This window comes from Kluyvera ascorbata ATCC 33433 (genome assembly GCF_000735365.1).
In the GTDB taxonomy this organism is placed as follows: Bacteria; Pseudomonadota; Gammaproteobacteria; order Enterobacterales; family Enterobacteriaceae; genus Kluyvera; species Kluyvera ascorbata.
Map to the genome: position 1 here is coordinate 1 of NZ_JMPL01000005.1, position 16026 is coordinate 16026.

A 16026-nucleotide genomic window follows, 5' to 3' on the forward strand; every position below is an offset into this window, starting at 1 on the left:
GGTTTAAAGTCCGCTTTTTTCTTTCTGTCCCGCTGTACAGTGCAATTGTTAAAAGGGTTTTTGCCCGCAGGCAATAAACCACTTTCCATAGCATAGTTATAGAGGGCCCTGAGATGTGCAATTTTATTGTTCCAGGTCTGCGCCGATTGTTGCTTTTCTCTGAGTACATGTCGCCGCCATCTGAGTACTTCATGATGTGTAACCATTGATGGGGTTATGTCTGCCCCCGTAAATTTCAGGAATCCCTTTACAACCTTTGCGTAGCTCCATTCTGTTGCAGCTCGCAGGTTTCGGGCGAAGAAGTACTCCTCAAGCAATTCTTCCCATGTCGTATAATGGTTTTTGTCAGACATACAGCATTTCCTTTTTCTAAATCAAGCTGCCCTTAAGGGCCCTCATGGACTGCCCCTCCTTCACAGGAAAGACAGAAGCCCGCTGTCTTCAGGGGAAGACGCCCCTCTGAAAAGGTGTGTAGTCTTGACAAGATATCCACTTACAGGTTTAAACGTGCCTTCTTTGCCAGGCGAGTGGTACAGTTTTGCTTTAATAAAACGCTCTCCCCTGCGCACCCTGTGAATATGCAGCTTCTCAAATTCAATTTGTATGGAATCCCTGCTTAGCTCTGCTCCGCTTTCTCTGATGTAAAGATAAAATATGTCCGGAACCCTGAGAAAGATGAACCCTGCAACTGCATGCGCCCTCGAATCAGGCTGATTAATATCAATTCGCTTGCTCTTAAGTCCTTCAGAAAGCCACCTGACAAATTCAGTGCCAGTCTGTTTTTTTATCACTGTTTTTTGTGCGTCAATGTTAATGCTGTGTAAAGGGATGTTATCCTCTACAGCGCGTTCAGGGAAAGAGTCTTCTGCTACTGTCTGATTTATCTCAGGCTTATCAGCTTCGGGACTTAGTTCATTAAGGGGGGAAAATTCTGGCACACTTTCTGCTCTCGTACTGATTGAAGGCTCTTCATCACATGCTTCAGTCCCGGTCATATCAGGCTCTGCAATTGCACTGAACAGACTTAGCAGCATCTCTGTATCAGCCTTCTCTGTTTCGTTTGGATCACATTCCGTAATCTCGCCTGCCTTTTCATTGCTGACGAGATTGCTGTCATCAGCCATCGGCACCGGTGCAATAGAAGATGCGAGTTGAATACCCTGCAAATCTGGAACTTCTGGCGATGCAGTTTTAAGTTTTGCTTCTACTGACGGTTCTGATTCAATCTCTTGATCAGACGGCGTTTGCGTAACTGAAAGGGCCGGCTCTATGAGGGTGTTAACTTTCTCATTTGCCCCGGATACCTCCAGCGAAGGCGATTCCACCTTTTCAGCAGCTTGCTTCATTAAGCTTCTAATAAGTGGCATCGCCGGATGCTGGTTCCATAAGGCCCCGGTAAGATTGCCCAGAGCTTCGGGATTTTCTGCCAGCCATCCTGTCGCCTCTGCTGGCACAAGTTGTCCTGCTGCCAGCGCTGCAAAAGCTGAGGAGTTGTCAGCTTCCCGGAAGCGAAATCGATAAGGTGAGTCCGGAACGGTTATTCCCGGAAGCCAGCTTTTACCATCAAGCAGCTCACCCTCCAGAGACGCCAGGAGCGGCAAATGCCAGAACAGTGCAGACCAGAAAATGACTGCATTCCACATCACGTTTTGCTCTGCCTGCTCTTCTGGCGCAGCTCCGGGTGGAAACATGTATCCTTTGGCCAGTCTGACCGCACAGGTTGTGAACTGCAGCGTAAGGTCCCCGAAGCCGTCTGACTGCGACCACCTTCCCTGCTGTGTTGCCGGCACATTCTGTACCCTGGCCAGTAAGCCATGCAGTGGCGTTATATAAAACCGGTGATAAACATCCGCCGGAAGTGAGCTGTTTTCCCATATTTGTTGCAGGCAGGTTTTTCTCAACGGACTACAGCACAGCGTATCGACCGTACGCGGAGTGTGGTAGCCGGCAGGTGTGACAGCGGATACATGATGTGCTGGTTCCGGTTCACCTTTTGAAAACAGAAACCTAAGGGTCCTGATTCTGTCGCGCATGATTTTCTCCTGGTATAGGGCTGCCCAGTGTTGTGACACTCCCCGCGCTTCACCATAAAAAACCAGTTACTCACTCTCAGAAGTTTTTCCCGTTTCTTCGTGCCTGTCGGCGCTCTCTCCATTTCCGGACGGTACGTTTTCGTGCGTCGTCTCGCGGTTTTTCCCGCCTTCATCGCTCAGCCAGCGCATCAGTTCGTTAAGCACAAGCGTTCTTCTGGCCCGGGTGACAGCCACGTACAGCAGGTTAGTCTCATCCTGCCGCTCATCCTGCGAAAGAAGCGGGTCGGTAATGTCAGTAAAATCCTCACTCAGCATTACCACCGGCCATTCCAGCCCTTTGCTGCGGTGTGCGGTTGAAACCGTGACCTGAGCGTCTTTCTCATGGGTTACCACCTGACGGCGCATGATGGCCAGCTTTTGCGGTAGTGGGAAAAAGTCATCGAGAAGACGAATGGCCTGGTTCATCTCCACGTCCTGTGTGGCTTTTGCTATTGAGCAGTATTCATCAAAATCCCGGTAGTCCCGGCTGAGGCGCGGGGACTGCATCTTTTCAGGCATATCGGCGGAGAACCAGTACAGGTTTTCCAGCTCCTCTGTTTTGTAGCCTTCAATCCCCCCGACCCAGAAGACATTTTTCTCCATAAGGCTCGCCGTCAGGGCACTGCCGATCACGCCGGATACCGTCCGGCTCAGTACAGCAATATGCTCAGCCCCTGCCGGAAGGCTGCTGACGACAGCATCCTGCCCCCCGTTACCTGTCACGCGCTTTTCCTCTCCGGCACGTTCAAGCAGGATGTTGGCCATCCGCGCGACCTCAGGGCCAAACCGAAAACTCGCTGTCAGCCACAACCGGTCTGCCTGCACCAGCTGCGGGGCTCTCAGTGCATTATCTGCCCCCCGAAACCGGTATATCTGCTGGTAACGGTCGCCGACCAGAATGACCCGGCAGGGCTGATTCAGTACAAATGCACTGGTCACCGGATTGGCGTCCTGTGCCTCGTCGAAGAGGATGGTGTCCCAGCGTTTTGACAGGTCAGGATGAGAGAGCTGGAACAGTTTAAGGTAGGTGTCGTGCGTGACGGGAAAGACTGAATCAGTACGGCTCATTTCATACCAGAGGATTTGTATTGCCCCCAGAATTTTACCGGCATCGAGACCGTGGCGATCATCCTCAGACGGCAGATGTATCAGCCCCGGCTCGGGGTCAGCACTGCAGAGGAACATGTTCAGCCCGCTGAGCGCCAGCCGCGCCAGCGCCCAGTGGCGGGTATTGAGCTTTCTGGCCACATCCGTAATGCGCAGACTGGCTGTCAGCCGGTCACGGAAATGTTTGCCGAAACGGGCCCATGCAAGCTGATGCGACGTTTTACACTCTACGTTATAGGGGAATTTGCGTTCAGCCTCATCCCGCACAGCGCGATTATAGGCGAGGTAAAGCATTTTACTTTCCGGGTTGGCTTCAGCGTAACTCACTAAAGTGGAGGTTTTACCTGTACCGGCAAAGGCATTCACCACGAGATGATTGCCCTTCCACTCGATGATGGCGTTTTGTTCGGCTGTTGTTTTCCAGGTCACTGTGTTCTCCCGCAGCAGCAGATGTAAAAAAACAGCCTGACAGCGGGAAGCGTGCACTTCGAGAAAAAACCAGATCCCTTTTTTCAAAGATAAAAAACGCCCCCGAGCGGGAGCGTAAAAATGATGATCTTATTTTTTTATACTACGTATACATGACAAGTTAGCAACATCCACAAACTTGCGCTGACGTTAACAATAATCGCTATCAATTATCTTAATTGGTCTTTCATTCACTCTCTCCGCTATTCACGCACTATTTTTATCTATAGAATTCTTCAGGAGATATTTAATTTAAAACTTTACAATCCCCCTAAGCACTTAAAACGTTCATTAAGTAGCGACCTTGACCTTCTGTGTTAACACGTTGCTCCATAAGAGTTACCATCTTTAAAAGAGAATGTTGGAAACAATTATTACTTATATACTCTTCCCCAGGAGAAATGGTAGCGCATAATAAAAATGGCATAGCTGGCCTATCCGAATAAATATCAAATGATGAATTATGGAAATCTCTAATGAGTAGTTTCTCATCAGGATTTAAAATAATCAAACCAATGATGGAACTATTTGCATCTGAAATAGAATGAAGTCCATGAAGATATTTAAGCGTTAACTCAGGTAAATAATGTAAAAAGGCTTTATCAGTAGAAGTATACTTCGCATCAAGAATGAGATACTTGTCAATACCATTCCCATTGCTAATATGTATTACAAAGTCGGGAGATCGATTAGAAAATCTCCCTGAGGAAGAACGATGAGTCACCATACCATTGTAAGTTGTCCATCCTTCACTGTTAACCAAACCTCTTAGGTCTGCCATGGGATGGGTGGCCATCCAATATTTTGGCTCATATAGTAATTTTAGAGTAGCCCCTTTTCTAAGATTAAAAACAAATGATATTGATTCATTAACTGGTTCGGGCGCGGATTTAGAGCCTATATGCTGTCCTAATATCTCTCTTATATAGAAAAGAGAATAGTATTCAAACAATTTTGGAATGCTTTGTATGGATAATAACTCTTCTTGAACACTCCAATCAGGTTTCCCAAATCGGTACCAGTCAACGATCTTTTTGAAAACAGAAAGGTATAAAGGATCCTTTTTGGCTTTCATTGTAAACGTGGGCACTCCGATTATATTTTTTTTTGCAGGCATCACCTCTGCCATTATCCTTTTAAGAGAATGTAAATCTGATAATATTGATTTGCATTTTAAAATTTTTCGCCCATTAATACTCTTCTGAAATTTTTGTATTTGAGAGAAAAAACTAACATACCCTAAAGGGCTTCCATTTATTCTATTTGGATACTTATCAGGGTTTTTGAAGCCTGAAAGAAGAGAAGAAGTGGTTTGAATTAAAGTCATAACAAAACCATGCAAAACTTGATTTTCATAAACGTCAGAATCTTCTACTGCCTGGTGCTCAATAAGCTTTCTCGCCCCATAAAGCTCATCGTTAAACTCCAAAATTGCACTTTCATATGAATCTGTTTCAAATAGCTCATCAGTGTTGCTACATAGCCATGACAGCGTCAAATCATCAATATTTGTGTTGTCACTCGGATAAACATATTTCTCCCGACTTGTTAATTTAGAAATAGGTCTTTGTATTATTTTTCTTATCAGGGTTGTCGTTATTTCGACAATGCTTTCAATTTGTTCTAGTAAAATTTCAGCAGGAGTATCCCCATTTTTGAAACCTGCTTTCCGCCGAGTTACTCTGAAAAAAGCACAAAGAGCATTACTATCGATTTTTGCTATATAGTTCAGCATCTTATCAACTCGCTCTGCATTTAACTTTTTTGCCAGAACTTCTATCGATTGAAAACTAAAAAGTTCAGTCCTTTCACCGTATTGAGCTTCAAGTACTAATTCGGCTATTCCATAGTAATTATGGAAAAAACATTCATATGAAAAACGCCCTAGCCTTTTGGGAAGCCATCTGTAAGTCCAAAGCTCGCCTACACGTTCGATTAAAGTAGGTTCCACTTCATTTTCGTATAATAACAAAGAAATCTTTTCGTAATAGTTTTCACTCGTAAAGGCTATTTCTATAGCTTCATCTTCAAGAATGAATAATGATGAGTTGATTTTTTCATCGATTAACTTCAGTTCAAAAGCATCTCCCTGACGCTTCCCCCCTAAAATTGAAACCTTAATTTTCATAATCAACAATCCTAAAAATAAGAGTAAGATTCGCTATAAATATCACCATTATTTATTATATTTCTAAGTGTTGCTTTAGAAATATGAAGATCAAACTCCACAAGCTTTTGCTCAAGATTGTGCAATCTTTCTTTGAAACCTGCACCGTACCCCTCAATCAATGGCAAAACGTGCTGATTTATTGCAAAATCTAGAGGCTGAACTTGTAACCCTTCGATTTCATTAGCAATATAGCAATACCTCTTCATTGCATTATATTTTCTTTGACTGACTCTAACAGAAGTAGTTCTGGTAAGAGGAGCTTTTAATATTTCTATTATTTCATCAAGTAAGTTCTCCTCTTCCGTCGTAAAAGAAGACTCATATAAGCTCACATCAAAACAACTTTCCAACCATTCGTTTTTCACAGCGCCTTCAAATGCTAAAGATCTTATAACGTTCGATTTAAATTCTGCGTTGTGATTTAAACCTATTACGGGTACCCGGTCGATTAACCTTGGCGATAAACGTTCAGTTGACGCATCATTGTTAATAGTTGCTATAAAACGCACACCATCAGCCACGGTAATATATCTTTCGTCTTCAGATGGAATGCCAGAATCAATTTTTCTATTTCTTCCTTCGGGATCACACATACCTAGAAAGTCTGACCAATAGTGTTCGACGCTAGACAGGTTGGCCTCATCAAGTAGAATTATTTTCAAATAATCTGGATTATGATCACTCTTCAAAAACTCATAAAGACCTGTACGGGCTGGCTGGTAAACGTCTTTTAAGGAATTATAAAATCCTAAGATGTCTCGGCTTGATACCCAAGCTCTTCCGACTGGAATATTAATAAAGTTACTAGTATTGTATGTATTCTCACCATTAGTCAAGCCCATATTTTGAGCTAATCTAATAGCCGTGGAGGTTTTTCCTGTTCCCGGAGGGCCTGATAAAATTGTCATGAATGATTGATTCAAGCATATAATTAAATTCGCCATTTCATCAAATGAAAAATTCCTTCCATTATCGTTGCTAAATGAATCAACTAAGTAATTAATGTATTCTTTTCTGTTTTCTTTATTCAGTTCGATAGTTGATGGATTTATCTTTGTTTTATATATTTTCGGCGTGCTTTCTCTTGCCCTGCCACCATTCAAGAGAGTTTTGAGGTTTTGTATTGTTTGTATCTCTACAGTTTTTTCCAGAAGCTGTGGAGAGTTCAAAGTTGCTTTTTTAAGTTTAAGTGCTTTCTCAGCTGATTCTTTGTCTTTTTCAATATCCTCTTTAAGCCTTTTCAGATAATTTATTTCTTCATTCAGAGAATTATAATCATTTACCCTAGACTCCATTGAGTAGAATTGTTCAAGCTTAATGCTTGCATTTTTAATGTTTTCTTCTAACTCAGCATTTTTTTCCGTCAAAGCCTGCTGTTTTTGAAGGAGAAGGTCATGAGCATCTTCAGCAGACTGTTTTTTTATTCTCTCAAGTTCTTCTCTAGCCCTGACCTTTTCATATTCAACATTTTTTAATTCAGAATCTAATTCTGCTTTTTTATTTGTTATTAGCCTTTCTAAATCACTTATCTCTTTATTTAATTTACTCTTCTGTACTCGAGTAACTTCCTCTAGTTCTTTAGACTTTTGCTTAACCAGCAGGTCTTTATTTTTGCTGAAATAATCATCTAAATAAAGCCTGCCATCCCTACTTTCTGCTAAAAACTCTTGAACAATCTCTTGGCCGAATGGACTTGAATCTAAAAATTCTCCAAGTAGCTCCTTAAGTCTTTTAAGACGCTCGCTATTCTCTAATACTTTATTCTTCTTAACATACTCATCAATCCCTTGCGACAACTTTTGCGCTTCACTTTTTCCTAAAGGAGATTTATTTTTCGAAAATCCATTTCCAAATCCATTTTTGGTGAAGTAAGAAACAAGCCTTGTATCTGAAATGTAATCTTTTTGCTCAAACAATAAACTGGAGAGGTCTTTCAAATTTTTAATATATTTTCTAACTTCACCTTTAATAATTAACTCATAAGAAAAATCATTAGCTATAATTTCCTTTAAATCAAACCTTGCTATATGGTCTTGTTTAAGCTGTAAGGGTGACGGTGTAGATAAAGGAGATAATTGCCAATTGTTATCTTGTTTGGAGGCTTTAAACGGTCCATATACATAGCCCTCATTCTCAATAAAGAATTGAGCGCTAGGGGCGTCAATATCATGACCAAGGAAACCTGTTTTTATATCGGGGAGAGCAGATTTTATAATTGGAATAAAGTAGCTTTTATCGAGCCTTTCTACTTTACTTCCAAGTCCAAAATGCTTTTGATGTCTTGTATTAATTTTCCAGTCATCATCATTGCTTTCGTAATATTCATTAAGAATAAATAATTCATCATATCCAAACTGCTGGCTTATATTCAAAAATCCTTTGGAAATAAATATTCCTCCATTAGGAAAATCGCTAGGATCAATTTTTTCATAATTTCCATTTTCATCAAGATAAGCAACAGGAATCACAAGCCCCATATCAGGGTTAACTGTATGATTTTCTTCCTTTATAACCAATAACCTGTTCATAGAACCTCATTCGAAACCATAAGAAACGTTAATATTAATATGCTACTATTAACATGTTGAAATCATTATTAAGAATTAGCTTAATTATGAGCATTCCTTATAGAACGACTTGAAACATTTAGCAATGGATGGTAGTTGAAAACTTCTTGTTTTTGGTAAGTGGCAGGTATTGATTTGAACTCCTTAGCTCGCCAAAAAGAATTATCATTAAATTCAAATGGTTAATTATTCCGTTTGAAGCCACAATAAAAAGGAATGCATATCCTGGTCAACTGGCCGTCGGCTGAGAAAAAAATGCCACGGCAGAGCCGTGGCTGAGTCAACGGAGGAACAGGCTTTTACCCCCGGACCTCACGATATGATGCAGGTTCCTGAGCCGGTGAAGCGGGCTCATCGCTGACGAGATAAAGCACCTGTCCGGGTTGAGGCGCGCCGGACGCGCCTTTGTGTCCGTCAACATGCTCACCGCCGTCATAGCAGTCGTAACCGCTGAGCCCGCTCACGGGCTCGCTGTAGCTGTGACGCACCTCGCAGTCAAACACCGCTGAGATTTCCCCGACAACCTCACCTGACGGCGGGAGCCAGGGCATATCCATCTGCAGCGTAAGACTGTTAGGCGTATGGCGCTGCCAGTTGACGTTGTGCCCGGCCGGCCACTCCATGCCGTACTGCCGGCAGTAGAGGCTGGTTGTGGTCGACACACCGGACATCAGCCCCCCGGAGCCGTTCAGCTCTGCTGCCAGCCGCGTAGGTATGACGGCCAGCATATCGCAGGGCTGGGAGCGTTCAGGATACTGGCTGAGCCGCTCCCAGGCAGTTGCAGCATGAGACTCATCGCCGGCGCTGACCAGACCAAACCAGTCGGTATACTGTCTGGCAATCAGCTCCGCCATAACCTCACGTGCCGGGTCGGGAATATTCTCCCATTTCAGCGCGCCCAGACCTGACTGGTGATAAAGCCGGTCCACGGCTCTGATGGTTTCCGCATCGAGGATGGCATCCTTCAGCAGGAGCGCCAGCCAGCTTTCAAACGCCTGATTGGCCGCAGTGGAAAGCCCGGTGCCTGCACGGACCAGCCCCTGACAGGGCGGATACGACGTGGTCCGCACCGGCTTGAGTATCCCCGCCGCGCCAGCCAGAAACAGCTGTATGCTCTGCTGCACTGCGTGGCGGTGACGCGGTACGTCAGTGCCGTTTATCCACTGCAGCATGACATCGATGCAGACTGATTTACCGGTGATTTCCAGGCGGTTATGACACCATTCGGACATAGTGAATACTCCTCTTTCATAAAAAAAAGAGGACACAGCCCCGTGAGGAGCGGTGTCCTCACGGGACGGCGACAGTTACGGAATAACCGTCACCGGATAAGTTAATTACGCCGCCACAGCCTGACTTTCAGGCAGTGCCAGCAGATATTCCGACGCTTCCCGGGCATGCCGGCAGGCGCGGAACAGGGCCTTTTTGTCAGATTTCAGCACCTTCAGCCAGTGGTCCACATAGCTGTCGTGCTGAACCTCACCGAACACGCCGAGCTGAGCACACAAAAACGCGCTGCCCATTTCGGCGATGAGCTCCTCAAAGGCATACACCGGGTCCCCGAACTGCCGGGATGAGGAGGTTATCCCCTCCCGGTTAAGTCGCTTCGCATGACCGGTACTGTGTACAAGCTCATGCAACAGCGTGGACCAGCAGTCCGCTTCCGTAAAAAACTGCTCAGCCATCGGCATCACAATTTCATCCGTCAGCGGGCGGTAATATGCCCGGTTCTGAGGCAGCATCCGGTTTTTAACCCCAGTGGCGTTAAACATCCGGATCACCCTGTTCATCACGTCCGGACAGAGTATGCCGTCCTCATCCACCGTCGGTGGTTGCTCAGGTGAAGCCGCAACCTCTGCCGGCAACCCCTCACACTGCTCAGCGTTGAACAGCTGCAGGGGTTTGAGCATCGGCACGGTTTCCATCAGCGGTTTACCGTCACTGTCATAAAGGCGGTTACCTTCGCGATCCTCTGCCTGCTTCGTCCAGTCCTTATAAACCACCGCCAGGGTGGCTTTCTCACCCTTACGCACCTGCCCGCCAGCCTGCTGCGCCTGCCGGTAAGTCATCCAGCGGTTATTGCGAAAACCCTGCTCTTCCGCTGACATCCAGAGAAGCAGGACATTCACGCCGCTGTAGTGACGTCCGGTTGTGGCATTCAGGGGCAGACCGGCCAGACCGCTGCCGGCAGCCGCGCGCCACGGCTTACGCCAGGGCGCTACGCCGTTTTCCAGCGCGACAACAATGCGGTCGGTGATCTGGCGATAAAGGTCAGTCGGTTTTGCCGGACGGCGAGCCGCCTTGCGTGAAGTCGTTTTTTTCATGAGATATACCTTTAATCAGAGGCATACCCCTGCGCCGGCGAGCGCAGAGATACGCCCGTCGACGGGAAATTCAGAGGTCAGTTACCATGCGGCATAAAACCACAGGTATTCATGTTCAAAGTCAAAATCACTGAGCAGGCTTTCCAGCCTGTCACGCAGGGTGAAAACGTACTGCAGCCGGCGCTGAAGAAGCGGATTATCCTCATTCCCCTCTGTAAATGTCGCAATCGCACAGTCCAGCCTCTCTTTCAGTTGCTGAATATGCTCGCGTGACAGTTCCAGACAGGTCGCGTTTTCCACCTCACCGACGTGCTTATCCAGCCAGGTAATCAGTGAAAAATCGCGGCTCAGTTCACACACCGGATGATACGGTGCCGGTACTGCGACGATCTGCCGGTGCTGGCTGTAGAGAAAAATATCCAGTCCCATACGGGCCTCCTTCGGTTCAGAAAGAGGCAGGAATCTTTCCGGCAGGAAAAGTCCCTGCCGGGGTGAATTAACGTCCGGTTATTCGCAGCGCCCCCTGCGGGGTCACCTGCGATAACCTGGCCTGCAGCCTGCCACAGGCGTTCAGAAAAGTTTGATGATCTTCAGGCTTCGCCCGCTTACAGCTGATGAAGGCCGCCTGCGTCAGCAGACGCACGGCGTTTTCACGCCAGCGGCAGAGTTCATCAGGCCCGACACAGGCACTGAAGTGACAGACTGCACTCGCCAAAAGCTGATCGGCCTTCTGGCGATACTGCGCCACTTTCACCCGGTCAGTCGCAGCGGTGAGCACCTGTATCTGTGTGTCGGTAATCAGGAGCCTCAGGTCCGTCCTGCCGGACAGTACAGAGGTGGCTACCGCGTCGCTTATCGACAGTGATTCAATGAAATCATCGCCGCCGGCAAGCAGGCGTGCCGTGTCGTACCAGTCCTCATTTTTCTGAGGGTGACACCCTGCGGCATACGCAATACGCGGCACCGGATCGTTGCCCTGCCAGGCACCGGTGGCCGGCATAAGATAAACACCCTCATCCTTTGCCAGGTGAAGCTGGCCTCCCTGCATACGGGCGGTTAGCAGGACGTTAGTCAGGTCTTTATTGTCGAAAAAAAGCATGGGGCTCTCCTGTAAAAACGGGAGAGCCGCTCCGTCCGGAGTCATCTCTCCCGACGGGGTTAAAGTCAGTACTGTTTAAAACGAGTCAGATTTTTCCGCGACCCGCTTCAGTTCGTACAGATGGAATTCCGCCAGCACGAAGGCATTCCAGTCCTCATTGCTCAGCACCCGCTCACCACCGGAGAGCAGCTGCAGCAGCAGGGAATCAAACGCGCCCTCGCCTACCGGTGTTTTCAGTACCGACTGAGGCGCGGTCAGCGTCGGCTGCTCAGGCAGACCGAGATGTTGTTCAATCCAGCGTAACGGTAACGCCCAGCTGCGACCCTCGTCTGAAGAATGTATCCGGAAGCTGTCCGGACACAGGTTATGCAGCAGGACCATCACAATACGTGCAAAGAAATCGCAGGGCTGATGCTGAAAATCCAGCTCCTGGATACTCAGCGTATTGCGGTTGCGCTCCCGCTCTATAGTCATGTTGACCGGCCAGACACTGCCGCCTGTGTCGCCACGAAACGCCATGACATCAGCAACCGGAAACAGGTCAGCCGCGCGATTAAGCGACGGCAGATACGTATTCCCCGGACGCAGACGCACCGGCAGTTGCCAGAAAGTTTCTGTGACGGCCAGAACGAAAGCATGCCAGTGTCGCAACGGAACCGTGCTGACATGCTCGATGGTGTAGACAACCGACATGGAAGCCGGCGAAGAAAACTGGTTTTTCATCGATAAATCCTCCGCGAATAAAAAAGGGGGGATTTATCCCCCGGACGGGAGTAAATCCCCGTCAGGGTGTGTTCTGTCTGCTGATTACATCCGTTCGAGAGCCGCTATAGCCCGATCACACCGGGCATCCTGGATACCTTCATCCACGGCCTTCTCCCAGAAGGGCCGGTTAATTTCTTTTCCCAGCTCGTCCAGCGTGAAGAGCAGATTTTTAGACGTATCAGGCAAAGGCGGAATATCGCCTTCCCCGAGTAAAAAGACAAACCAGCCATAAGCTGTGCCGGTCCCAATGATGGAATCTTCCAGAAACGTCAGTTCATTCGTTTCATCCCGGTCCGTATGAAGATCGAGACGCTGAAATGCCCTGATGCTCAGGAGTTCACTCTCAAGCAGGCAAAGCCAGCTGAGCGTGTCCAGTGGAGTTTTAAGCGTATAAACGTCTGTGTGCATGGGTATATCCTCAGGTAAATAACGGGATATCCCCGTCAGGGTCCACAACATTTCACGGTCACGGCCTTCATCAGCCGATCAGTGCAGTGCATATGAATCAGATTGCTCCTGATACACATATTCAGGATTAAAGCGGAGGCGTTGCAGCACAGCTAACGACAGTGGATCAGCGAAATTTATGCCAGAAACGGCCACACCATCCAGTATGTCGCCGGCCTTAACCCGGGAAGAATATCCGTAATACTGACACCAGACGCAAAGTTCGGGGTCAGCCGGATCACAATCACCGAGCGGTGCGACAAAAACCTGTTCGCCACAGGAGACGTTATCTCTGAGGATTTCGCCCCTGATGAAAACGCCACTTACGGGGCCATACTGAGCGGGACATACATCCCGTCGCGTCTCAGACATCGACAGAATACGAAAAGTGACGTCGTGCAGTGCTTCAGTCATGAGAATGCCCTCCGGAAAGAAAACGGTAGCGCAGGTGTGCCAGATGCTGTGCCTGACGGCAGGCATGGCGGTATGCGTTTCGACGACCTGTTATTCCCTCAGGAAAGGAAACCGGCAGGCGGTGAAAAACATACTCGGCGCGGTGGCAGCCTGTACGAACGGTAAGAAAGACGTTAACGCCCTGGTCTTTGACAGAAGAGATATGAGCACGGACGGCATAATTGCCCGAGCCGTTGACATACCAGTTGCTGTTGCGATGCAGATAAATGAAAGATTTCAATTTCCGGACAGCTGCGTCAGCAGACTGCTGAAGCTGAGTAAGGATATGTTCAGGGAAAATCGCAGAAGAGATGACAGACATTGTGTTTCTCCATAAAAAAAGGAAACACCTGCCCGAGCGGGAAGTGTTTCCCGTCGGGGAGTCAGAAAAAACAACATTCTGACTGTCTGGTTAGTACAGAAGGAACCTTTATCGTCGCGTCATAGTGCGCTTAAATTGACGATATCTGCTCTCAAAGGTGTGCAGATTTACCAATTTTTTGCCCCTTTTCAGGTTACAGGAGCTTTTGTTGTAGCCACCCGAAGGCGATTCTCACAGGCTACTGAATCATTGGTGGTTGCAAAAGCAACGTATAAGCCTGTTCATTTTCAAAACAAAACGCAGATCTGTCAAGCCGCAGATAACCTTGTGTACTGAATCATACAACAAGTATTGGATGAGACTTATACTGAACCATCCCCCCAACCATCTCAGGAAGATGATCATGGAACTCATTACCCGCCTTGTTTATATCGATACATCTGCCTATGAACGAAAGCATTTTCAGTTTGGCTTATACATTCTTGAAAAACTGGAGAATTTTGCATCACATGATAAAGTGCGTATCCTTGTTACTGACATCACACGCAGAGAAATTGAATTACATATTCGTAAAAACGCTGAGGAAGCCTTAAAAGAACTTAATAAATTTCAGAAAACGTATGCCCCGATACTGAGAACTACTCCGGCGCATGTACCAACAGAGATATTCGTAAAACCAGGTAATGCTGCCAACTTACTGATTTAGTGTATGATGGTGATTTTAAGGTGCTTGCGTGGCTTCCATTTCCATCAGATGTCCTTCCTGCTCCGTTACTGAAGGCGTGGTGCGTAACGGCAAAAGCACTGCCGGACATCAGCGCTATCTCTGCTCTCATTGCCGTAAAACATGGCAACTACAGTTCACTTACACCGCCTCTCAGCCCGGTACGCACCAGAAAATCATTGATATGGCCATGAATGGCGTCGGATGTCGCGCCAGTGCACGCATTATGGGCGTTGGCCTCAACACGGTTTTACGTCACTTAAAAAACTCAGGCCGCAGTCGGTAACCTCGCGCATACAACCGGGCAGTGATGTGATTGTCTGCGCTGAAATGGACGAACAGTGGGGCTACGTCGGTGCTAAATCACGTCAGCGCTGGCTGTTTTACGCGTATGACAGGATACGGAGGACGGTTGTGGCGCACGTCTTCGGTGAACGCACTCTGGCCACACTGGAGCGTCTTCTGAGCCTGCTGTCGGCCTTTGAGGTCGTGGTATGGATGACGGATGGCTGACGGATGGCTGGCCGCTGTATGAATCCCGCCTGAAGGGAAAGCTGCACGTTATCAGCAAGCGTTACACTCAGCGCATTGAGCGACATAACCTGAATCTGAGACAACATCTGGCAAGGCTGGGACGGAAGTCACTGTCGTTCTCAAAATCGGTGGAGCTGCATGGCAAGGTCATCGGGCATTATCTGAACATAAAACACTATCAGTAAGTTGGAGTCATTACCCGATGCACGGTGATGCTGCCAACTTACTGATTTAGTGTATGATGGTGTTTTTGAGGTGCTCCAGTGGCTTCTGTTTCTATCAGCTGTCCCTCCTGTTCAGCTACTGACGGGGTGGTGCGTAACGGCAAAAGCACCGCCGGACATCAGCGCTATCTCTGCTCTCACTGCCGTAAAACATGGCAACTGCAGTTCACTTACACCGCTTCTCAACCCGGTACGCACCAGAAAATCATTGATATGGCCATGAATGGCGTTGGATGCCGGGCAACTGCCCGCATTATGGGCGTTGGCCTCAACACGATTTTACGTCACTTAAAAAACTCCGGCCGCAGTCGGTAACCTCGCGCATACAGCCGGGCAGTGACGTCATCGTCTGCGCGGAAATGGACGAACAGTGGGGCTATGTCGGGGCTAAATCGCGCCAGCGCTGGCTGTTTTACGCGTATGACAGGCTCCGGAAGACGGTTGTTGCGCACGTATTCGGTGAACGCACTATGGCGACGCTGGGGCGTCTTATGAGCCTGCTGTCACCCTTTGACGTGGTGATATGGATGACGGATGGCTGGCCGCTGTATGAATCCCGCCTGAAGGGAAAGCTGCACGTAATCAGCAAGCGATATACGCAGCGAATTGAGCGTCATAACCTGAATCTGAGGCAGCACCTGGCACGGCTGGGACGGAAGTCGCTGTCGCTCTCAAAATCGGTGGAGCTGCATGACAAAGTCATCGGGCATTATCTGAACATAAAACACTATCAATAAGTTGGAGTCATTA

Annotated in this window: 15 protein-coding genes and 1 pseudogene; 3 read left to right on the top strand and 13 right to left on the bottom strand. The window is 47.5% G+C overall.

Annotation, left to right across the window (positions count from 1 at the left end; all coding sequences use genetic code 11):
• The 13 genes from GKAS_RS02380 to GKAS_RS24740 all read right to left on the bottom strand — a co-directional run.
• A partial coding sequence (locus GKAS_RS02380) for a site-specific integrase (RefSeq protein ID WP_035891884.1) occupies positions 1 to 353 on the bottom strand: 353 nt, incomplete at its 3' end.
• 60 nt (positions 354 to 413) lie between these two features.
• A complete protein-coding gene (locus tag GKAS_RS02385) occupies positions 414 to 2033 on the bottom strand; it encodes a TraI domain-containing protein (RefSeq protein ID WP_016807924.1) in 1620 nt (539 codons plus the stop codon).
• A gap of 66 nt (positions 2034 to 2099) precedes the next feature.
• Complete coding sequence (locus GKAS_RS02390; RefSeq protein WP_026055876.1) at positions 2100 to 3608, bottom strand: UvrD-helicase domain-containing protein; 1509 nt, start codon at positions 3606 to 3608, stop codon at positions 2100 to 2102.
• Positions 3609 to 3918: 310 nt separating this feature from the next.
• Positions 3919 to 5775: a DUF2357 domain-containing protein gene (locus GKAS_RS02395; protein ID WP_016807926.1), complete on the bottom strand. Its 1857-nt coding sequence runs from the start codon at positions 5773 to 5775 to the stop codon at positions 3919 to 3921.
• An 11-nt stretch (positions 5776 to 5786) separates the two neighbouring features.
• A complete protein-coding gene (locus GKAS_RS02400; RefSeq protein WP_016807927.1) occupies positions 5787 to 8345 on the bottom strand; it encodes an AAA family ATPase in 2559 nt (852 codons plus the stop codon).
• 338 nt (positions 8346 to 8683) lie between these two features.
• Complete coding sequence (locus GKAS_RS02405; RefSeq protein ID WP_016807928.1) at positions 8684 to 9616, bottom strand: DUF1281 domain-containing protein; 933 nt, start codon at positions 9614 to 9616, stop codon at positions 8684 to 8686.
• A gap of 105 nt (positions 9617 to 9721) precedes the next feature.
• The gene (locus GKAS_RS02410; RefSeq protein ID WP_016807929.1) at positions 9722 to 10708 is read right to left on the bottom strand and encodes an ArdC family protein; all 987 of its coding nucleotides are present in this window, start codon (positions 10706 to 10708) and stop codon (positions 9722 to 9724) included.
• 81 nt (positions 10709 to 10789) lie between these two features.
• On the bottom strand, positions 10790 to 11137 hold the full coding sequence (locus GKAS_RS02415) for a hypothetical protein (protein ID WP_016807930.1): 348 nt from the start codon (positions 11135 to 11137) through the stop codon (positions 10790 to 10792).
• Positions 11138 to 11204: 67 nt separating this feature from the next.
• A complete protein-coding gene (locus GKAS_RS02420; protein ID WP_016807931.1) occupies positions 11205 to 11807 on the bottom strand; it encodes a DUF3085 domain-containing protein in 603 nt (200 codons plus the stop codon).
• Between the two features lie 75 nt (positions 11808 to 11882).
• Positions 11883 to 12530 (bottom strand): hypothetical protein, encoded by a 648-nt coding sequence (locus GKAS_RS02425; RefSeq protein WP_016807932.1) that lies wholly within the window; start codon positions 12528 to 12530, stop codon positions 11883 to 11885.
• A gap of 84 nt (positions 12531 to 12614) precedes the next feature.
• The gene (locus tag GKAS_RS02430; RefSeq protein WP_016807933.1) at positions 12615 to 12980 is read right to left on the bottom strand and encodes a hypothetical protein; all 366 of its coding nucleotides are present in this window, start codon (positions 12978 to 12980) and stop codon (positions 12615 to 12617) included.
• Between the two features lie 78 nt (positions 12981 to 13058).
• Positions 13059 to 13433 (bottom strand): hypothetical protein, encoded by a 375-nt coding sequence (locus GKAS_RS02435; protein ID WP_016807934.1) that lies wholly within the window; start codon positions 13431 to 13433, stop codon positions 13059 to 13061.
• Positions 13426 to 13794 (bottom strand): hypothetical protein, encoded by a 369-nt coding sequence (locus GKAS_RS24740; protein WP_045282254.1) that lies wholly within the window; start codon positions 13792 to 13794, stop codon positions 13426 to 13428. The genes GKAS_RS02435 and GKAS_RS24740 overlap by 8 nt, the downstream gene beginning before the upstream one ends.
• 403 nt (positions 13795 to 14197) lie before the next feature.
• Here GKAS_RS24740 and GKAS_RS02445 point away from each other — a divergent pair, with 403 nt between their 5' ends.
• The 3 genes and pseudogenes from GKAS_RS02445 (at position 14198) to GKAS_RS02455 (ending at position 16013) form a co-directional block, all read left to right on the top strand.
• A complete protein-coding gene (locus GKAS_RS02445) occupies positions 14198 to 14500 on the top strand; it encodes a PIN domain-containing protein (protein ID WP_016807936.1) in 303 nt (100 codons plus the stop codon).
• A gap of 28 nt (positions 14501 to 14528) precedes the next feature.
• Positions 14529 to 15237, top strand: a pseudogene (locus GKAS_RS02450) (IS1 family transposase).
• Positions 15238 to 15315: 78 nt separating this feature from the next.
• Positions 15316 to 16013 (top strand): IS1-like element IS1A family transposase gene (locus tag GKAS_RS02455; protein WP_100214959.1). Its coding sequence is split into 2 segments (ribosomal slippage): positions 15316 to 15565 and positions 15565 to 16013, totalling 699 coding nucleotides; the frame shifts between segments, so codons are not numbered across the junction.
• Positions 16014 to 16026 lie beyond the last annotated feature (13 nt).

Coding starts and splice junctions, on each gene's coding strand:
- GKAS_RS02435 (WP_016807934.1), bottom strand. CDS start 13,433: ATGACTGAAGCACTGCACGACGTCACTTTTCGTATTCTGTCGATGTCT.
- GKAS_RS02415 (WP_016807930.1), bottom strand. CDS start 11,137: ATGGGACTGGATATTTTTCTCTACAGCCAGCACCGGCAGATCGTCGCA.
- GKAS_RS02400 (WP_016807927.1), bottom strand. CDS start 8,345: ATGAACAGGTTATTGGTTATAAAGGAAGAAAATCATACAGTTAACCCT.
- GKAS_RS02395 (WP_016807926.1), bottom strand. CDS start 5,775: ATGAAAATTAAGGTTTCAATTTTAGGGGGGAAGCGTCAGGGAGATGCT.
- GKAS_RS02425 (WP_016807932.1), bottom strand. CDS start 12,530: ATGAAAAACCAGTTTTCTTCGCCGGCTTCCATGTCGGTTGTCTACACC.
- GKAS_RS24740 (WP_045282254.1), bottom strand. CDS start 13,794: ATGTCTGTCATCTCTTCTGCGATTTTCCCTGAACATATCCTTACTCAG.
- GKAS_RS02420 (WP_016807931.1), bottom strand. CDS start 11,807: ATGCTTTTTTTCGACAATAAAGACCTGACTAACGTCCTGCTAACCGCC.
- GKAS_RS02410 (WP_016807929.1), bottom strand. CDS start 10,708: ATGAAAAAAACGACTTCACGCAAGGCGGCTCGCCGTCCGGCAAAACCG.
- GKAS_RS02405 (WP_016807928.1), bottom strand. CDS start 9,616: ATGTCCGAATGGTGTCATAACCGCCTGGAAATCACCGGTAAATCAGTC.
- GKAS_RS02385 (WP_016807924.1), bottom strand. CDS start 2,033: ATGCGCGACAGAATCAGGACCCTTAGGTTTCTGTTTTCAAAAGGTGAA.
- GKAS_RS02445 (WP_016807936.1), top strand. CDS start 14,198: ATGGAACTCATTACCCGCCTTGTTTATATCGATACATCTGCCTATGAA.
- GKAS_RS02430 (WP_016807933.1), bottom strand. CDS start 12,980: ATGCACACAGACGTTTATACGCTTAAAACTCCACTGGACACGCTCAGC.